Origin of the sequence: Rhizobium sp. NZLR11, from assembly GCF_019685115.1 — a bacterium.
Taxonomy (GTDB): domain Bacteria; phylum Pseudomonadota; class Alphaproteobacteria; order Rhizobiales; family Rhizobiaceae; genus Rhizobium.
In genome coordinates this window covers 140,064-157,917 of sequence record NZ_JABDWD010000002.1, presented here as the reverse complement: position 1 = coordinate 157,917, position 17,854 = coordinate 140,064, and the positions used below count along the sequence as shown (strand labels likewise).

The following is a 17,854-nucleotide window of genomic DNA, read 5'->3' as shown; positions in this document are numbered from 1 at the left end:
TCACAATCGGCACGCCGCCCAAAGCGACCCACAGGGCATTCATCTTAATTTAGGCGATTGCCGCCTGTTCCAAACAAATGCACCTTCGACAGGTCAGGGGCGATCGAGATTTGTTGTCCCGGCTTGAAGTCGACCCGTTCACGCAGAAGCAGCGTGATATCGGCACTTCCAAGCCTAGCGTTGATGTGGGTTTCCGATCCGGTCGGCTCGACGACGACGATGGTGGCCGGCACGCCGTCCTCGCGGATCGCCATATGCTCCGGGCGGATGCCATAGGTGACGGCGTCCGCCTCTTGCCGGCCGGGCGGCAGAGGCAGGCTGGTTCCGCCCAAAACGAAGCTGCCGTTCCTGACTTCACCTTCGAACAGGTTCATCGCGGGCGAGCCGATGAAAGAGGCGACGAAGGTGTTTGCCGGACGGTCGAAGAGCTCGAGCGGCTTGCCGATCTGCTCCACGCGGCCGCTGCGCATCACGACGATTTTGTCGGCCATGGTCATGGCTTCGACTTGATCATGGGTGACATAGACGGTGGTGGTCTTCAGTCGCTGGTGAAGCTCCTTGATTTCCGCCCGCATCGTCACACGCAGCTTGGCGTCGAGGTTCGAGAGCGGCTCGTCGAAGAGAAAGACCTGCGGGTGACGGACGATCGCGCGGCCCATGGCGACGCGCTGGCGCTGGCCGCCCGACAGCTGTTTGGGCAATCTGTCGAGGAGAGGTCCGAGCGCCAGGATGTCAGCCGCCTCCTTCACCTGCTTTTCGATCGTCGACTTGTTCTGGCCCTGGAGCTTCAGAGCGAAGCCCATATTCTCCGCGACGGTCATGTGCGGGTAGAGCGCGTAGCTCTGGAACACCATAGCAATATCCCGCTCTTTCGGCGCCACGTCGTTCACGACCCGGCCGCCGATGCGGATTTCGCCGTCGCTGATCTCCTCCAGCCCTGCTAGCATTCTGAGCAGGGTAGACTTGCCGCAGCCAGAGGGACCGACGAGCGTGACGAATTCGCCGTCCTCGATATCGACGGAGACGCCGTGGATCACCGGAACGGCGCCATAATGCTTGCGGGCTTCGTCTATCGTAACCGATGCCATGTCGTTTTATCCTCCAGCGATTAAAGACCGAGCTGCCAGATTTCAGCGGCGATTATATTTCCCTCGGATGCGGTCAGACGCGCAGCACTTACCCCCTTGACGCCGGGCAGCCGCTTGGTTCCCGTCCAGCGGCCATCGTCGGCGAAGACCTCGATCGAGCCTGCATCGAGGAATATCCGGATGGTCGATGGGCGTGCGCCGGCGGTGATATAGCGGGGCGATGCCTTGGCATTCGCCACCGAGAAGGGAATGCTCAGCCCGGCCTCATCCAACTGAACCGCGACCGTCGCCTCGGGATGTTCGAGATCGAGGCGGAACGCATTGCCGGCTTGCCTGAGAGTGAGAAGGATTTCGACGGAGCCGTTGGCAAGATCGACGGTCCGGCCATGGAGAAAACCTCCGGCATCCAGTCGCCGTTGCCGCAGGCTTTCGACACCTGACACCGGCGGCGTGATCAGCGCCCCACTTTGCAATGCCAGCCGGCGCGGCAGGGTCATCGCCGTCGGCATGTCGATCTCTCTGGAAATATCCGTCCAGTTCGCAAGCCACGCGATGCCGATCGGGTCGCCCTCGTCGACGAAGGCCTGGAACGCGTAGGCGTCGGTGCCGAAGTCCAGTTCCTGTTCGAATTCCATTGAGAACCGTTGGCCATCGAAACGGCCGACAGTCGCAAGCGTCATGTTGCGCCGGCCCGTTGCCGGGTCGCGGCTGGTGAGCAGACCGAAGATCAGGGCCCAGCGCGTCGTCGGATCATTGGCGGGACCATCGAGCGGCACCATGCAGGGGCACTCCGCCGCCGTCATCCCGAAGCGGTTCTCACGGTGAAGCATGCCGAGGAAGTTCCATCCCGTCGCCGCAGCCGGGTCATCGGTTTGGTAGAGCAGGATAACGCCGCCCTCGCGGTCTCGCGTGCCGAGCAACATCTTCCATTGGCCGTCGGGCCCGAGGAAGACATAGGGATCGCGGAAGTCGGTCGTCAGACCGAGCCCGGCGGGACGCGCCGGCAGGATCAGGCTCGCCGGCTCGACATTGACAAGATCGCGGCTGGTGGCCGTGAACTGAACCTGTTCCTCCGGTTCCCGATCCTTCATATGCTCGGTGAAGAAAATGCGAAGGCCGGCTTCATCGCCGGGAAGAGCGATCGCGGAGCCGGAAAATGCCCCGCCCCGCCCGTCGGCCCGCGCAGCGAGTTCATCCGAAGGGAAAAGAAAGATCGGCAGATGCTTCCAGCGAAGATAGTCCTCCGAGACCGCATGACCCCAATGCATGTTGTTCCACCGAAGGCTGTGGGGATAGTGCTGGTAGAAGAGGTGCAGCTTGCCGCCGAACCTTCCAAACCCGTTGGGATCGTTCATCCAGCCGAAAGGCGGGCGGAAGTGATAGCTGCCGGGGACCTCGGGTGTGGCATTGGCAGGGCTGATATGCAGCAGCCGGACGCCTTCTTCGAGAACGTGGGGCTGAAGGAAGGCATAGAGGACCGAGACGTCGGTCGTCATGGGATCGTAGGAGAAAGCAGCCTCTCCGCCTCTTTCCAGCGTCAGCAGCCGAAACTCAAACTCATGCGGATTTGAAGTTTCGACAGCACAGGCCGGATTCCCATCGACATGTGCCGTCAACCTTCCCGGAGCGTCGCCATGCGACGCCCTGATCCAGGCATGAATCGTGGACCCTGCGGGCAGGAAGGCGCTGATCGTCTCCAGCTCCGCTTCATCGGACGGAGAAGTCGCTTGGCTTGTCATCAATTCAACCTTTCACGGCAGAGCCGATAAAGGAACTCACGAACCAGCGCTGGAATGCGAGGTAGAGCCCCAGGATCGGGATCATCATTAAAACGGAGGCTGCCATCGCACGATCCCAGTAGATGCTGTCCTGCCCGAAGAAGGTCGCGATGGCGACGGCGATCGGCCGGGCATAGTCCGTCTGCGTCACCAAGATCGGCCAGAGATACTGGTTCCAGGTCTCGATACCCATGAGGATCGACACGGTGGCGAGTGCAGGCAGGCTGAGCGGAAGGAAGATGGAACGATAGGCCCGGAAAAAAGATGCGCCATCCATCTCGGCGGCTTCCAGCAATTCCTTCGGCAGTTGCGCGAAGAACTGGTAGAGCAGGAAGATATAGAGGGGGCTGGCGATCCACGGCACGATCTGCACCGCGAAGGTATCGGACATTCCCGCCCGCGAGACCATGATAACGAGCGGCATGATGATGCTTTCCTGCGGGATCACATAGAGTGCGATCACGATCGACAGGATGACGGCGCGGCCCCTGAGCGATCCCCAGGCCAGGACAAACGCCGCCATCGAATTGACAATCAGGCCGGAACAGACCGTCGTGACCAGAATGATCAGCGAGTTGATGAGGTAGCGTCCGAAGGCGAGTTCACCCGAGAGGTGGCCGACCTCGGCATAGTTGTTAAGCGTGGGGTTCGAAACCCAGAAGGCCCGGAAGCTGCCCATATCGGCCAGAATTTGGAACCGGTCATCCTTGAGGCTTGCCACGACCAGGAGCAGCAATGGAGAGACGATCACCAATGCGATGATGAAAATGCACGTCGTCTGGATGATACGAAGAACCTTTACGGCGGAACGGGGCCGCGCTGTGCGGGCCTGCGGGATCGAGAGTGCGATATCAGACATCGAAGCGCCTCAGCAGCTGGCGCTGGATCAGCGCGATGACGAGAACGATCACGAACAATATGACCGAAACGGCGGATGCGTAGCCCATCTTCTGCTCTTCGAAGCCGGCGCGGACCATGTAGTGCACCACCGTTTCGGTGCTGCTTTTCGGTCCGCCCTGCGTGAGGATGGCGACCTGGGTATAGAGCTTGAACGCCTGGATGGTGGTGATCACCAGGACAAAGACATGGGTCGGCCGCAGGCCGGGCATGGTCACATGCCAGAAGCGCCGGAAAGCGTTCGCACCGTCGATCTTGGCGGCATCGTAGAGTTCGTCCGGAATGCCCTGGAGGCCGGCGAGATAGACGATCATCTGGAAGCCGTAGGCCTGCCAGGCCGAGAGCAGGACGAGCGAGAACATCGCCCATTGCGGATCGCCGAGCCAATCGATCGGCTGGATCGCTCCGCCTGAGAGAAAGCCGAGGATTTGGTTGAACGGCCCCGTGGGATATTGGAACAGGGTGCCCCAGATGACGCAGACCACGACCATCGAGGTGATCGCCGGCAGGAAGAACATGCCGCGCAGCAGATTGCGGAACGGCAGCTTTTGATGAAGCAGCAGCGCCGTCGCGAAAGCGAGGCCGCACTGCGCTGGAATGATCCAGAAGGTGAAGCGCGCGACGTTCCAAAGGGCGGTCCAGAAAAGATCGTCCTGGAAGATGCGGATGAAATTGTTGAACCAGACGAACCGGACGGGCGTCGGCCGCGGCACCAGAGGCTGGTTGGTCATTGCCGTCCAGAATGACAAGAGGAACGGCAGGATCAGAAAGAGGGTCAACAGGATCATGGCCGGCGCGAGCATGGCGGCTTCCTGCATCAGCCGTCCCTTGTTATGCCGGCGCGCCGGAGCCTTTCGGACGGATGTCGAAGATGTCGATTGTTGCATGACCATGCAACTCCTCCTTTCCAAGCCTAAAGCATGTCGCGCAAAAGTGAGCAGCGGCTTTGCCAGGCAAAGCGCTGAGCGCTTTTGCCGCAAACGACATGCGTAAAAACAAAGAGCTAAAGCGCGAGGAGCGAATCTGAAAGATCGCGACGCGCTTTAGATGCCGGTCGCGCCCTGCGATATCTGCCTGAGACATCGCAGGGGTTCGCCTATCGGCAGCGATCACGCTTATTGCCCGTCGCCGAATGGCGGATAGCCGTCATTGTCCTCGATATCCTGATCGATTTTCTTGGCGGCTGACGTCAGCGCCTCCTTGGGATCGCCGCCATTGAACACCTGGTCGACGGCCTGCATGAAGGCCGAGGTGATTGTGGGATAGGCAGGATGTGGCGGGCGGGCGACGGCCGTCTTCGATGCCTGCTCGAAGGCGATCGCCATCGGGCCGCCAGTGGCATAGAGCGGAGATTCGGCAGCGAAGCTCTTCAAGCCGGGATAGCCCGACTGGCTTGCGGCGAAGGTCCGGAACTCCTTGTCCTTCAGCAGGAAGCTGATGAACTTGCCTGATATCTCGGGATGCGTCGAGGTCTTGGTGACCGCCCAGATCCAGGTGCCATTCGGGCTCGCGCCCTTGGCGCCGAACTTTGGAAGCGGCAGCACGACGATGTTGTCCTTCATGGTCGCGGCGGCCTCCGCATAGACCCAGTGTCCGCCGAGCGCCAGCGCCGCCGGATTGCCTTCGGCAAAGAACTGGTTGGTTCCGGCCGACTGCGGCACGACCCAGCCGTTCTTGACCCATTTCTGCATCATGGCGAGAGCATCGACGCAGGCGTCGCTATCCAGCGTGCCCTCGGATTTCCAAGCCTTGCGGTCGATGAGATCGCAGCCGGCCGATTGCAGGATCGGGCCATAGGCATAGGTGATCCATTCGGTCTTGATGCCGTAGCCGCGGAAGGTATCGATCGGCCACTTCACGCCGTCGAGCTTGGAAAGCTTTTCGAGATAGGTTTCGAATTCTTCCCGAGTCCAGGCATCGTCGACGGATTTCGGGATGCGGGCGCCGATCGCTTCGAGATATTTCTTGTTGCCGTAAAGGACGACCGACGAGTCGGTCAGTCCGAGTGCATAGAGGTCCTTGTCGATCGGGTATGTGCCCTGGGCGATATTGGACTCCGTCATATCGTCGAGGAGGTCCTTGTCGATCAGCGGCTTGATGGGTTGAAGATAGCCCGACCAGACGTAATTGGCGAGGAACGGCGCATCGAGTTCCATGACGTCGGGCAGTTGTTTGGCCATGACGGCCGCGCTGAACTTCTCGTTATAGGCATCGTGCGGCGCATAGATGAACTGCACGTCGACATCGGGGTTGGCCGCCTCGAACCGCTCGGCGACCTTGCCATAGGCGGCGACAAAGCCGGGATCGCCCTGATGCATGACCTGGATTGTGGTTTTCTCGGCTGCCTGCGCCCATGGCGCGGTCAACGCCGAGGACAGGATCAGAGACCAAAGTAAACGTTTACCCATTAGAATTCCTCCTCAATTGGATGGGCCTATCTCAATTTATACGGATGCCCGCTCCACCAGCTGGAACGGCAGTTTCTGCACCCCGACCGGGACCCGGTCTTCGGCAAGCAGGATTTGCGCCGCCTGGCGGCCCATGGCGCGGTGCGGCAGCGCCATGGTGGTCAGCGGCGGGTCGAGACGCGAGGCGATCTCGACCTGGTTGTCGAAACTCGCAATGGCGACATCGTCGGGAATGGCCGCGCCTGTCCGGTGCAGCGCGGCATAGACCTCCATGGCCACGCGGTCATTGCCGCACAGGATGGCATCGGGGCGCCGGGCGCCGCTCATCAGCTCATGCACATGTGTGGCCACGAGGCTGTGCGCCCGGTCGCTGTAGATCGCCTTGCTGACGGCAGGCAAGACGATGGCGCCGGCTCCGTCGATGCCCGCATGATCGAGCGCCTGTCGGAAGCCGAGTTCACGAAGGTCCCCGGCGAGCAGCCCCGGCAGATTGATGAAGGCGATATTGCGCCGGCCGGCATCGATCAGATAGTTGGTAATCTCGAGCGCTGCCCCCGTTTCATCCGGCACCAGTGAGGTCACGCGGTCGTTGGCATCACGGCAGTTGATCATGACTCCGACCGTGTCGGCAAATTCGGGCGGCAGGTCGACGCTCTTGTGATACATGGCGGCATAGGCAATCGCCCGCGGGCGAAAGCGGCGCATCTCGTCGAGGATCGACGCTACGCTGCGATGGCCGCCGAGCGTCATGGCGAAGACGGCCATGTCGGCGGCGCGCACGGCGCCATCGAGCCCCCTAATGATTTCGGTCGCGAAAGGCGAGGTGATCAAGTCGTCCGCGACCAGGCCGACAAGTGGCATCCAGCCTTGCCGCATGCTGCGTGCGGCGAAGTTGGTGACATATCCGAGCTCCGCGGCGATCTCCTTGATCCGCTGGCGGGTGTCTTCCGACATGCGCGCCGAGCCGCCATGCAATGCACCTGACACGGTCTTAACGGAGACACCTGCACGGGCGGCTATGTCGTTGAGTGAGGCGGTCACGGGATCTCTTTTGGGTTATCGATTACCCAAATTGATATCGCGCGTTTTGCAGTAAGTCAAGTTATGATGGAATCGCTGACGCAAATGCCGCCTGCCGGGGGGGCGGCTCGCGCAATAACCCCGCCGAAGCGGGGTTTTTTGTGGTGAGGCCGATCAGTTGTTATGGGCCGCGCAGGCCTCATCCATCGGTGTGGCGTTGCTGGTGCCGCCCTGGGTCTGGAGATTGGCGGAGTTGTTGACCGGGTTGGGGCACTTGGTCTTGTCCATTTTCATCGTGCCGCCGGTCGTCGAATTGGTCATGGTGGAATCGGTTGCCATCGGCTTTTTAGTCTTCGGGTCGCTGGTTGCACCACCACCCTGATCGGCCTGGTTCTTGTCGATCGTGGCACCGGCCGGCGCCGGATTGGATTGGGCGAAGGCTGAAGTGGCCATGCCGAGGGCGAGAAGCGAAGCTGCTACGAGTTTCATACGCATGTGGTGTCCTCCTTGGGGATCTTTGCGTGCTTGGCCTATCCACAACCTCGCCGGCACAGCATTGTTCCGCTGCTGCGGATAAATGCACGCTACCGTTCGGAAGCCGGGCCGGCCGAGGGTTGAGCGTCAGCAGGAAGGTGGGCGGCGCACCGCTCACATACAGAGTTGAGGCTATTTCGCGTAAAGCGCGCGCGAGCGTTCGAGATGCTTGAGCAGCGCTATTTCCGAGCCGTCCACGTCATTGGCTTCAAGGCGGCCGACGATTTCGTCGTGTTCGGCGAGCGTGAACTTTTCCTTGCCGGTCCAGATCAGCATTTCGGTATGATATTCCTTCAGCCAGGCGAGCATGGCTTCGCTGACGGCGATGTAGATCGGGTTGCCTGAGATTTGGGCGATGCGGGTATGGAACTCCATATCGGCATCGATGAATTCTTCGGGCTGCCCGAGTGACCTGCGCTGGCGCTCGATGATCTCCCTGAGGTCGCCAATATCATTTGCCGAGGCGCGCTGCGCGGCCTCGCGCGCCATGCCGCGCTCGAAGAAGATGCGGGCGCTCTTCAGATGCTCCAGCGAGTCAGCCGATTGTGCCAGCATGATCTTGGCGGTGAGATCGACCTGGCGGAAGATCGACTTTGCCGTCAGCCTCAGAACCTTCGCCCGCTCGCCGTGCGAAATGTTGACGAGACCCTTGTTGGCAAGCGACTGCATGGCCTCGCGGATCGCCGGCCGGCCGACCCCAAAGCGCTCCATCAGCACCCGTTCGGAGGGCATTTCATCGCCGGGCTGAAGCTCGCCTGAGGTGATCAATCGCTCAAGTCGATCAAACACTTCGTCAGAGAGTTTGCGGCGGACGATCTGTTCGAGGGGCTGGGTCATAACATCTCGCTGGCTCAAATCGTCTCCTCCTAACAGTTTTCCGGACCAAGGACAAAGCTTGCGACTGGAAATTTGCACACTCAAAAAATTCGCTTTTCATTGGTTGGAATACTCATTATACCAGATCATGAGTTGACGCCATGGCAATCTGCATTGGCGAGAGGAGCAGCCGTCCGTTTCATGATGATTACCCTGACCTACCGCATCGAAACGGCCGGCAGCGTCGAGGCGATGGCGGACAAGATCGCCAGCGACCAGTCGACCGGAACCTTCGTGCCGGTCCCGGGCGAAACCGAGGAGCTGAAAGCGCGTGTCGCCGCCCGCGTGCTGGCCATCCGGCCGCTCGACGATGCGCGCCATCCGACCTGGCCTGAGGTCGCTGCCGGCACGCTGCTCCGACGCGCCGATGTCGACATCGGCTTTCCGCTGGAGGCGATCGGCACCGATCTCTCGGCCTTGATGACCATCGCGATCGGCGGCGTTTATTCGATCAAGGGCATGACCGGCATTCGCATCGTCGACATGAAGCTGCCCGACGCCTTCAAGAGCGCCCATCCCGGGCCGCAGTTCGGCATTCCTGGAAGCCGCCGCCTCACCGGCGTTGAAGGCCGGCCGATCATCGGAACGATCGTCAAGCCGGCGCTTGGGCTGAGGCCGCACGAGACGGCGGAACTCGTCGGCGAGCTGATTGCGTCAGGCGTCGACTTCATCAAGGACGACGAGAAGCTGATGAGCCCGGCCTACTCGCCGCTCAAGGACCGCGTCGCGGCGATCATGCCGCGCATTCTCGATCACGAGCAGAAGACCGGCAAAAAGGTCATGTATGCCTTCGGCATCTCGCATGCCGACCCCGACGAGATGATGCGCAACCACGACATCGTGGCTGCGGCCGGCGGTAATTGCGCCGTCGTCAACATCAACTCGATCGGCTTCGGCGGCATGAGCTTTCTACGCAAACGCTCGAGCCTGGTGCTGCACGCGCATCGAAACGGCTGGGACGTGCTGACCCGCGATCCGGGCGCCGGCTTGGATTTCAAGGTCTATCAGCAGTTCTGGCGGCTGCTCGGGGTCGATCAGTTTCAGATCAACGGCATCAGGGTCAAATACTGGGAGCCGGACGACAGCTTCGTCTCATCCTTCAAGGCGGTCAGCACGCCGCTGTTCGACGCCGCCGATTGCCCGCTTCCGGTCGCGGGCTCCGGCCAGTGGGGCGGACAGGCGCCGGAAACCTATCGCCGCACCGGCCGCACTGTCGATCTGCTCTATCTCTGCGGCGGCGGCATCGTCAGCCATCCCGGCGGCCCGGCTGCCGGCGTCCGGGCGGTGCAGCAGGCCTGGCAGGCGGCTGTCGCCGACATACCACTTGAGATCTACGCGAGAGATCATCCGGAGCTTGCCGCCTCGATTGCGAAATTCAGCGACGGCAAAGGCGCGTGACCGATATGGATCGACTTCTCGTCAGCTATTACGGGGATGATTTTACCGGCTCGACCGATGTCATGGAGGCGCTCGCCTCGAGCGGTGTCGAGACGGCACTCTTCCTCGACATTCCGACGCCGGGATTGCTCGCTCGCTTCAAACACTGCCGGGCGATCGGCATTGCCGGAACGAGCCGCTCCGAGACGCCGGACTGGATGGAGGAGCACCTTGCGCCTGCTTTCGATTGGCTGAAATCGCTCGGCGCTGCCATCTGCCATTACAAGGTCTGCTCGACTTTCGATTCCAGCCCCGAGATCGGCAATATCGGCAAGGCGATCGAAATCGGCCGCACGATATTCGGGCAATCCATTGTGCCAGTTATCGTCGGCGCGCCGCAATTGAAGCGTTATACCGCCTTCGGCAATCTCTTCGCCGCTTATCAGGGCCGCGTCTTCCGCATCGACCGCCATCCCGTCATGAGCCGCCACCCGGTCACGCCGATGGACGAGGCGGACCTTACGGTCCACCTGTCGAAGCAGACCTCCCTCCCCGTCCTGCTTGCCGATCTTGTCACGATCACCGCGGCGGACGCCGATCAACGGATAGACGCGCTAGCGTCGAGCCCGGACGGGATCCTGCTCCTCGATGTCGACTCCGAGGCAACACAGATCGCGGCAGGCGGGCAGATGCTGCGTGTCACCAGCCGCTCGGCAAGCTTTGTCGCCGGCTCCTCGGGGGTCGAATATGCCCTGCTCAGCGCATGGCGGCGGGCCGGCTTGATCGGCGCGAGCAGCGGCGAATTTCCCGATGTCGGCCCCGTCGACCGCCTCGCCGTCGTCTCGGGTAGCGTCTCGCCGACGACCGAGCGGCAAATCCGCACCGCTGTCGAGAACGGCTTCGAAAGCATTGCGCTCGATCCGCTGACGCTGGTCTCGAATGGCGAAGGCGCCGTGGATGGAGCGATACAGGCAGGCATTCAAAAGCTGAAAGAAGGCAAGAGCGTCATCCTCTACACGGCTCTCGGCCCCTCCGCGGACCGCGGCGCCGATATCGACCGGCTGCCTGGCGCGCGTCACCGGCTGGGAAGCGCGCTTGGCACAATCCTCTGCCGGTTGGTCGAGGCGGAAGGGCTGTCGCGTGCGGTCGTCGCCGGCGGCGACACCTCCAGTCACGCACTCCGGCAATTGAAGATCGACGCGCTGACGACGCTTCTGCCGCTTCCCCAGACGCCGGGGTCGCCGCTGTGCCTCGCCCATGGCGACTTTCCGCCGACCAACGGCCTGCAGATCGCGCTCAAAGGCGGCCAGGTCGGGACGGACGGCTATTTCGCGCAGATCCGCGACGGAAGGAAAAGCTGATGGTCGTCTGGGTCGGCACCAGTTTCAAGATGAACAAGACCGTTGAGGAAGCGCTCGCCTTCGCGCGCCACCTCGCCCAGGCAGACAGCGAACGCGACATCCGCGTGCAGCGCTTCGTCATTCCCGCCTTTACCGCGATGCGCGAGGTCAAGCGTGTGCTGGCCGAGACATCGGTCAAGGTCGGCGCCCAGAACATGCACTGGGAAGACGCCGGCGCCTGGACCGGCGAGATTTCGCCTCTGATGCTGAAGGACTGCGAACTCGATATCGTCGAACTCGGTCATTCCGAGCGGCGCGAGCATTTCGGCGAGACCGACGAAACCGTCGGCCTCAAGGTTTCCGCCGCGATCCGCCATGGCCTGACGCCGCTGATCTGCATCGGCGAGACGTTGCAGGAGCGCCGGGAGGGTCGGGCCGACGCGGTTTTACGGCGGCAGGTCGAGGCCGCCTTGAGGGGCGTCGACGCCGGGGCCGAGGCTCCGGTCCTGCTTGCCTATGAGCCGGTCTGGGCGATCGGCGCCAAGGGTATACCGGCGACCGCCGACTACGCGTCGGAGCGACACGGAAAGATCGCCGAGGTGGCGAAGTCCATTGTTGGACGTGCGGTGCCGGTTCTCTACGGCGGCAGCGTCAATCCGGAAAATTGCGAGGAACTGATCACCGAGGCGCATATCGACGGCCTGTTCATCGGCCGCTCCGCCTGGGGCGTCGACGGTTACCTCGACATTCTTCGCCGCGTCAGCGCGGCGATCGAAAGGTGATTTCCATGCCCGAGGGCGATGAAAGGAAACTGCTATGAAGATTGCAATTGGCGCCGACAGCGCCGGCAAACCGCTCCTGGATGTTATTGCCGCCCATCTCGCCGGCAAGGCGGATCTCGAAGTTCACGATCTCAGTCAGGCCGGCTTCTACGCCGATCTCTCCCAGCGTCTCGCGCAGACGATTGTCGACGGCGAACATCAGCGCGGCATCCTGTTCTGCGGCACCGGCATCGGTGTGTGCATTTCCGCAAACAAGGTGCCGGGCATCCGCGCCGCGCTGACGCACGATACCTATTCGGCGGAACGCGCGGCCAAATCGAACAACGCCCAGATCATCACGATGGGGGCGCGCGTCATCGGGCCGGAACTGGCGAAATCGATCGTCGACGTCTGGCTTGCATCCGAATTCGACCCTGACGGCCCATCGGCAGGCAACGTTGAGGCGATCGACCGGCTCGACGCCGAAAAACATGGGTCTTGAACAACTAAAGTAGTGATATGGTGATTGACTCATCATACCAGTTTATGATCCTATCCAGAACTGAAAAAGTGAGGAAAACATGACCAAGATTGCTCTCTTCGGCGCCGGCGGCAAAATGGGATACCGGCTTGCCAAAAATCTCAAAGGCTCACGCTTCCAGGTGCGCCATGTCGAGGTGAGCGACGCGGGCAAGGCGCGTTTGAAGAACGATCTCGGTCTCGATTGCGTGCCTGTCGAGGCCGCGCTCGACGGCGCTGATGTTGTCATCCTCGCCGTACCGGATACGGCGATCGGCAAGGTCGCAGCCGGCATCGTCGACAAGCTCGCACCCGGCACGATGGTGGTTGCGCTCGATGCCGCCGCTCCCTTTGCCGGCCACCTGCCGAAGCGCGACGACCTCACCTATTTCGTCACCCATCCCTGCCATCCGCCGATCTTCAACGACGAGACGGATATGCAGGCCAAGAAGGACCATTTCGGCGGCCTGTTCGCCAAGCAGCACATCGTCTCAGCGCTGATGCAGGGGCCCGACAGCGCCTATGCACTCGGCGAGGAAATTGCCAAGCTCATCTGGGCGCCGGTCATGCGCTCGCACCGGGTTACTGTCGACCAGCTCGCCATGCTCGAACCCGGCCTTTCCGAAACCGTCTGCGCATCGCTGCTCGTCGTCATGCGCCAGGCCATGGACGAATGCGTGGCGCGCGGCGTGCCTGAACAAGCAGCCCGCGACTTTCTGCTCGGCCATATGAACGTGCTCGGCGCGGTCATCTTCAAGGAGGTCGACGGCGTGTTCTCGGACGCCTGCAACAAGGCGATCGAGTTCGGCATTCCGGCGCTGATGCGCGACGACTGGAAGAAAGTATTCGAACCGCAGGAGATCGCCGAGAGCATCCGGCGCATCACCTGAACCGGCCCGGGGAGGCAAGTCCCTCCCCCTCTACCGCCCCGGAGACGGGGCAACCGCTCCGGGGAGAACGGGGCTTCATTCACAACGGGAGGAAAAAAATGAAACTGACGCGCAGACTAACACTTGCAGCCTTTGCCGGCGCGCTGGCGCTCGGAACTGCCATGCCGGCCTTTGCGGCCGACCTCATCGCCATCATCACGCCGGCACATGACAACCCCTTCTTCAAGGCCGAAGCCGTCGGCGCCGAAGCCAAGGCGAAGGAACTCGGCTACGAGACCCTCGTCATGACCCATGACGACGACGCCAACAAGCAGTCGGAAATGATCGATACGGCGATCGGGCGCGGCGCCAAGGCGATCATCCTCGACAATGCCGGCGCGGACGCTTCCGTCGCCGCCGTCAAGAAGGCGAAGGATGCCGGCATCCCCTCCTTCCTGATCGACCGCGAAATCAATGCGACCGGCGTTGCCGTCGCCCAGATCGTCTCGAACAACTATCAGGGCGCCCAGCTCGGGGCGCAGGAATTCGTCAAGCTGATGGGCGAGAAGGGCAATTACGTCGAGCTGGTGGGCAAGGAGTCCGACACCAATGCCGGCATCCGCTCACAGGGCTATCACGACGTCATCGACGATTATCCGGAGCTGAAGTCCGTCGCCAAGCAGTCGGCCAACTGGAGCCAGACGGAAGCCTATTCGAAGATGGAAACCATCCTCCAGGCCAACCCCGATATCAAGGGCGTCATCTCCGGCAACGACACCATGGCCATGGGCGCGATCGCAGCCCTTCAGGCGGCCGGCCGCAAGGACGTGATCGTCGTCGGCTTCGACGGCTCCAACGACGTGCGCGACTCCATCAAGTCGGGTGGCATCAAGGCGACCGTGCTGCAGCCCGCCTATGCGCAGGCCCAGTTGGCGGTGGAACAGGCGGACGCCTACATCAAGAACAAGACGACGCCGAAGGAAGAGAAGCAGCTGATGGATTGTGTTCTCGTCAATGCCGACAATGCCGGCAAGCTCGAGACCTTCGCCCTGACGAACTGATCAGCGCCAATTGCGGAGGGTGCAGTGTTGCGCCCTCCGCAATGCATTTTGCAAGACGTCGAGGTTCATCGCATGTTGAGAATGAAGGGCGCCCTGCTAGCCGCCGTCGTGGCGGCGGCCTTGCCCGGCTGCAAGATCATCAAGACGCCGACTACAGAGGAGAAGGCGGCGGCAGCGGCCAAGACCGCTTTCGACCCGAATGCCAAGGTCGAGGCGATCTGGCAGCCTGACGTCGTGCCGTATTTCGAAAAGCGCGCCGGCGAGCTGAAGGACGTCATGCAGCTTGCCGCCTCCAACCCGGATGCCGCCGGCGAGAAATACGGCAATACTCGCAAGCAGAGCAGCTCGCCCTGGACCTATGCGGTGAAGATCACCGGCACGGTCGTTGCGGCCGACACGGCGTCGCGCGCGGCAACGCTCGATCTCGACGCCGATGGCGACGGCAAGGCCGATGCCAAGGTGCAGATCGGGCCGGCGCTGCGCGGCACCGCACTGCGCGACACGCTAGACTTCGTCAATTTCAATGAATTCAAGAACCAGATCGAATGGGCGCAGTTCGGTAAGGCGTTCAACGAGAAGGCCAATGCCGCTGTTCTCTCCGCCGTTCCGCGCGACGGCCTGGCCGGCAAGACGGTGACGGTGATCGGCGCCTTTCCGCTGCCGAAAAGCGGCGAGCTTCCGCTCGTGACACCTTCGGAACTGAAGGTGGGCTCATGACAGCGGCAGAGGCACAAGAGGACGACATCATCCTGCGCCTCGACGATGTGTCGAAGGTCTATTCGGGCATCGTCGCCGTCAAGCGCGCCAATCTGGAGCTGCGCCGCGGCGCGGTGAACGTTCTGGTTGGCGAAAATGGCGCCGGCAAATCGACGCTGATGAAAATCATCGCCGGCGTCGAGCGCCCGACGCTCGGCCGCATCATCCTGGATGGCAAGCCCATATCCTTCGACAGTCCGGCCGACGCGCAGGCCAATGGCATCGGCATGATCTTCCAGGAGCTCAATCTCTTCGCCAACATGTCGGTGGCCGAAAACATTTTCACAAGGCGCGAGATCACCCGCGGCCTGCTCGGCATCGATCACAAGGCGCAGGTCGAAAAGGCCAATGAATTTCTGCGGCGTCTCGATGCCGGCATCGAGGCGGATACGATGGTCGAGGATCTGCCGATCGGCCAGCAGCAACTCGTCGAGATCGCCAAGGCGATGTCGCTCGATGCCCGCATCCTGATCATGGACGAGCCGACCTCCGCGCTTTCGGCGGCGGAAGTCGAAATCCTGTTCAAGGTGATCGCCGAGCTGAAAGCCCACGGTGTGGCGATCGTCTATATCTCGCACCGGCTGGAAGAGCTGATGCGGATCGGCGACTACATCACGGTGCTGCGCGACGGCCAGATCACCGGCCATGCCATGGTGCGCGATATCGACACGCGCTGGATCGTGCGCTCGATGATCGGCTCGGACGCCAAGGATTTTGCAAAATCCGTTACCCATTCCATCGGCCAAGAGGTCTTCCGCGCCGAAAATATCAGCCTTCCCAGGCCGACCGGCGGGCTTGCCGTCAACGATGTCTCCCTGTCGGTCAAGGCAGGCGAGATCCTCGGCATCTACGGCCTGATGGGCGCCGGGCGCAGCGAATTCTTCGAATGCGTGATCGGGCGCCATGCGCATTCGACCGGCAGGATCTTCATCGACGGCAAGGAAGTGCGCGCCCGCGACACCACGCGGCGCATCCGCCGCGGCCTTGCTCTGATCCCGGAAGACCGGCAGCGGGAGGGATTGGTGCAGGTGCTCTCCATCGCCTCCAACCTGACGCTTGCAAGCCTTTCGCGCTTCACCCGGCTCTTCCATATCGACAGCAGCGCGGAAAAGAACGCCATTCAGGAGGCGATCCGCGATCTCTCGATCAAGGCGCCCAATCCGGATTTCGAGGTTACCTCGATGTCCGGCGGCAACCAGCAGAAGGTCGTCATCGGTAAGGCGTTGATGACCAATCCGAAGGTGCTGCTGATGGACGAGCCGAGCCGCGGCATCGATGTCGGCGCCAAGGCAGACGTCTTCCGCACCATGCGCCGGCTGGCGGCAAACGGGCTCGCCATTCTGTTTTCGACCTCCGACCTCGAAGAGGTCATGGCGCTTTCCGATCGCATCGCGGTCTTGAGCAACGGCCAGCTGGTCGCTGTCTTCGACAGGGATGAGGCGACTGAGGAAGCGATCATCGCGGCTTCGGCCAAGGGACACGGACATCAAGGGAAACTCGCGTCATGATGGCGGCTACATCTACCACTCTTGCGCCAAAAGGCGCCAACGGCTCCGCGCTTCTGACACTGATGAAGCTCAGGACCTTCATCGCGCTTTTCGCCGTCATCATCTTCTTTGCGATCTTCGCGCCGAACTTCACCTCGACAGCGAACATGATCCTGATGTCGAAACATGTGGCGCTGAACGCCTTCCTGGCGATGGGCATGACCTTCGTCATCATCACCGGCGGCATCGACCTCTCCGTCGGTTCGATCGTCGGGCTGTGCGGCATGGTTGCCGGCGGCCTGATCCTCTACGGCATCGAACTGCCAATCGGCTACACCATCTATTTCAACCTCTTCGAGATCGTGCTGATCACGCTGTCGATCGGCCTTATCATCGGTCTGATCAACGGCCTCTTGATCACCAAGCTCAACGTCGCGCCGTTCATCGCGACGCTCGGCACGCTCTATGTCGCCCGCGGCCTGGCGCTGCTGTCGTCTGATGGTCAGACTTTTCCGAACCTCGTCGGCCGGCCGGAATATGCCACGACCGGCTTCGACTTCTTCGGCGCTGGACGCATTCTCGGCCTGCCTGTCTCGATCTGGATCCTGATCGTGCTGGCGCTTGTGGCCGCCTATGTCGCCCGCTCGACGCCGATCGGCCGCCACATCTTTGCCGTCGGCGGCAATGAGCGAGCCGCGCGCATGTCCGGTATCCGCGTCGATGTCGTGAAGATCTTCGTCTACATGTTCTCCGGTCTTTGCGCCGCCATCGTCGGCGTCGTCATCTCCTCGGAACTGATGGCCGCCCATCCGGCCACGGGCGAGAGCTTCGAGCTCAATGCGATCGCGGCAGCCGTGCTCGGCGGCACCTCGATGTCGGGTGGCCGCGGCACGATCGGCGGAACGATTATCGGCGCCTTCGTCATCGGCATCCTTTCCGACGGGCTCGTCATGATGGGCGTTTCCTCCTTCTGGCAAATGGTCATCAAGGGTCTCGTCATCATCATCGCCGTGGTCGTCGACCAGGCGCAGCGCCGCCTGCAGCAGCGCGTCACCCTCATGCAAATGGCAAGGGCAGGTTGAG

At 61.9% G+C, this 17,854-nt stretch carries 18 protein-coding genes; 9 read left to right on the top strand and 9 right to left on the bottom strand.

Features of this window, described 5'->3' with window-relative positions:
* Positions 1–44: 44 nt before the first annotated feature.
* The 9 genes from HJB83_RS04520 to HJB83_RS04480 all read right to left on the bottom strand — a co-directional run bounded on the left by HJB83_RS04520 (position 45) and on the right by HJB83_RS04480 (position 8,562).
* On the bottom strand, positions 45–1,088 hold the full coding sequence (locus tag HJB83_RS04520; RefSeq protein ID WP_207585083.1) for an ABC transporter ATP-binding protein: 1,044 nt from the start codon (positions 1,086–1,088) through the stop codon (positions 45–47).
* 20 nt (positions 1,089–1,108) lie between these two features.
* The gene (locus HJB83_RS04515; RefSeq protein ID WP_221131332.1) at positions 1,109–2,827 is read right to left on the bottom strand and encodes a GH32 C-terminal domain-containing protein; all 1,719 of its coding nucleotides are present in this window, start codon (positions 2,825–2,827) and stop codon (positions 1,109–1,111) included.
* 4 nt (positions 2,828–2,831) lie between these two features.
* Entirely contained in the window at positions 2,832–3,725 is an 894-nt protein-coding gene (locus tag HJB83_RS04510; RefSeq protein ID WP_207585085.1) for a carbohydrate ABC transporter permease, read from the bottom strand.
* The gene (locus HJB83_RS04505) at positions 3,718–4,656 is read right to left on the bottom strand and encodes a carbohydrate ABC transporter permease (protein ID WP_207585086.1); all 939 of its coding nucleotides are present in this window, start codon (positions 4,654–4,656) and stop codon (positions 3,718–3,720) included. The genes HJB83_RS04510 and HJB83_RS04505 overlap by 8 nt, the downstream gene beginning before the upstream one ends.
* On the bottom strand, positions 4,595–4,846 hold the full coding sequence (locus HJB83_RS04500; protein WP_207585207.1) for a hypothetical protein: 252 nt from the start codon (positions 4,844–4,846) through the stop codon (positions 4,595–4,597). The genes HJB83_RS04505 and HJB83_RS04500 overlap by 62 nt, the downstream gene beginning before the upstream one ends.
* A 32-nt stretch (positions 4,847–4,878) precedes the next feature.
* Positions 4,879–6,171, bottom strand: a complete 1,293-nt coding sequence (locus HJB83_RS04495; protein ID WP_207585087.1) for a sugar ABC transporter substrate-binding protein — start codon at positions 6,169–6,171, stop codon at positions 4,879–4,881.
* A gap of 36 nt (positions 6,172–6,207) precedes the next feature.
* Positions 6,208–7,212, bottom strand: a complete 1,005-nt coding sequence (locus HJB83_RS04490; RefSeq protein ID WP_221116840.1) for a LacI family DNA-binding transcriptional regulator — start codon at positions 7,210–7,212, stop codon at positions 6,208–6,210.
* Between the two features lie 153 nt (positions 7,213–7,365).
* A complete protein-coding gene (locus HJB83_RS04485; RefSeq protein ID WP_207585089.1) occupies positions 7,366–7,686 on the bottom strand; it encodes a hypothetical protein in 321 nt (106 codons plus the stop codon).
* 171 nt (positions 7,687–7,857) lie between these two features.
* Positions 7,858–8,562 carry a transcriptional regulator NanR gene (locus HJB83_RS04480; protein WP_221131331.1) on the bottom strand — a complete coding sequence of 235 codons (705 nt, stop codon included), beginning with the start codon at positions 8,560–8,562 and terminating at the stop codon, positions 7,858–7,860.
* Between the two features lie 180 nt (positions 8,563–8,742).
* On the opposite strand from HJB83_RS04480, the gene oiaX reads away from it, so the two are divergent.
* The 9 genes from oiaX to HJB83_RS04435 all read left to right on the top strand — a co-directional run bounded on the left by oiaX (position 8,743) and on the right by HJB83_RS04435 (position 17,853).
* On the top strand, positions 8,743–9,999 hold the full coding sequence (gene oiaX, locus HJB83_RS04475) for a 3-oxo-isoapionate-4-phosphate decarboxylase OiaX (protein ID WP_207585091.1): 1,257 nt from the start codon (positions 8,743–8,745) through the stop codon (positions 9,997–9,999).
* Between the two features lie 5 nt (positions 10,000–10,004).
* Positions 10,005–11,339: a four-carbon acid sugar kinase family protein gene (locus HJB83_RS04470; protein ID WP_221131445.1), complete on the top strand. Its 1,335-nt coding sequence runs from the start codon at positions 10,005–10,007 to the stop codon at positions 11,337–11,339.
* The gene (locus HJB83_RS04465) at positions 11,339–12,100 is read left to right on the top strand and encodes a triose-phosphate isomerase (protein ID WP_221131330.1); all 762 of its coding nucleotides are present in this window, start codon (positions 11,339–11,341) and stop codon (positions 12,098–12,100) included. The genes HJB83_RS04470 and HJB83_RS04465 overlap by 1 nt, the downstream gene beginning before the upstream one ends.
* Before the next feature lie 34 nt (positions 12,101–12,134).
* The gene (locus HJB83_RS04460; RefSeq protein ID WP_207585093.1) at positions 12,135–12,581 is read left to right on the top strand and encodes an RpiB/LacA/LacB family sugar-phosphate isomerase; all 447 of its coding nucleotides are present in this window, start codon (positions 12,135–12,137) and stop codon (positions 12,579–12,581) included.
* Positions 12,582–12,660: 79 nt separating this feature from the next.
* Complete coding sequence (locus HJB83_RS04455) at positions 12,661–13,488, top strand: phosphogluconate dehydrogenase C-terminal domain-containing protein (protein WP_221131329.1); 828 nt, start codon at positions 12,661–12,663, stop codon at positions 13,486–13,488.
* Between the two features lie 98 nt (positions 13,489–13,586).
* On the top strand, positions 13,587–14,528 hold the full coding sequence (locus HJB83_RS04450; RefSeq protein WP_221116846.1) for a D-ribose ABC transporter substrate-binding protein: 942 nt from the start codon (positions 13,587–13,589) through the stop codon (positions 14,526–14,528).
* A gap of 72 nt (positions 14,529–14,600) precedes the next feature.
* The gene (locus tag HJB83_RS04445; RefSeq protein WP_207585096.1) at positions 14,601–15,245 is read left to right on the top strand and encodes a DUF2291 family protein; all 645 of its coding nucleotides are present in this window, start codon (positions 14,601–14,603) and stop codon (positions 15,243–15,245) included.
* Positions 15,242–16,792, top strand: coding sequence for a sugar ABC transporter ATP-binding protein (locus HJB83_RS04440; RefSeq protein WP_207585097.1), 1,551 nt, complete (start codon positions 15,242–15,244; stop codon positions 16,790–16,792). The genes HJB83_RS04445 and HJB83_RS04440 overlap by 4 nt, the downstream gene beginning before the upstream one ends.
* Positions 16,789–17,853: an ABC transporter permease gene (locus HJB83_RS04435; RefSeq protein WP_221131328.1), complete on the top strand. Its 1,065-nt coding sequence runs from the start codon at positions 16,789–16,791 to the stop codon at positions 17,851–17,853. The genes HJB83_RS04440 and HJB83_RS04435 overlap by 4 nt, the downstream gene beginning before the upstream one ends.
* Position 17,854 lies beyond the last annotated feature (1 nt).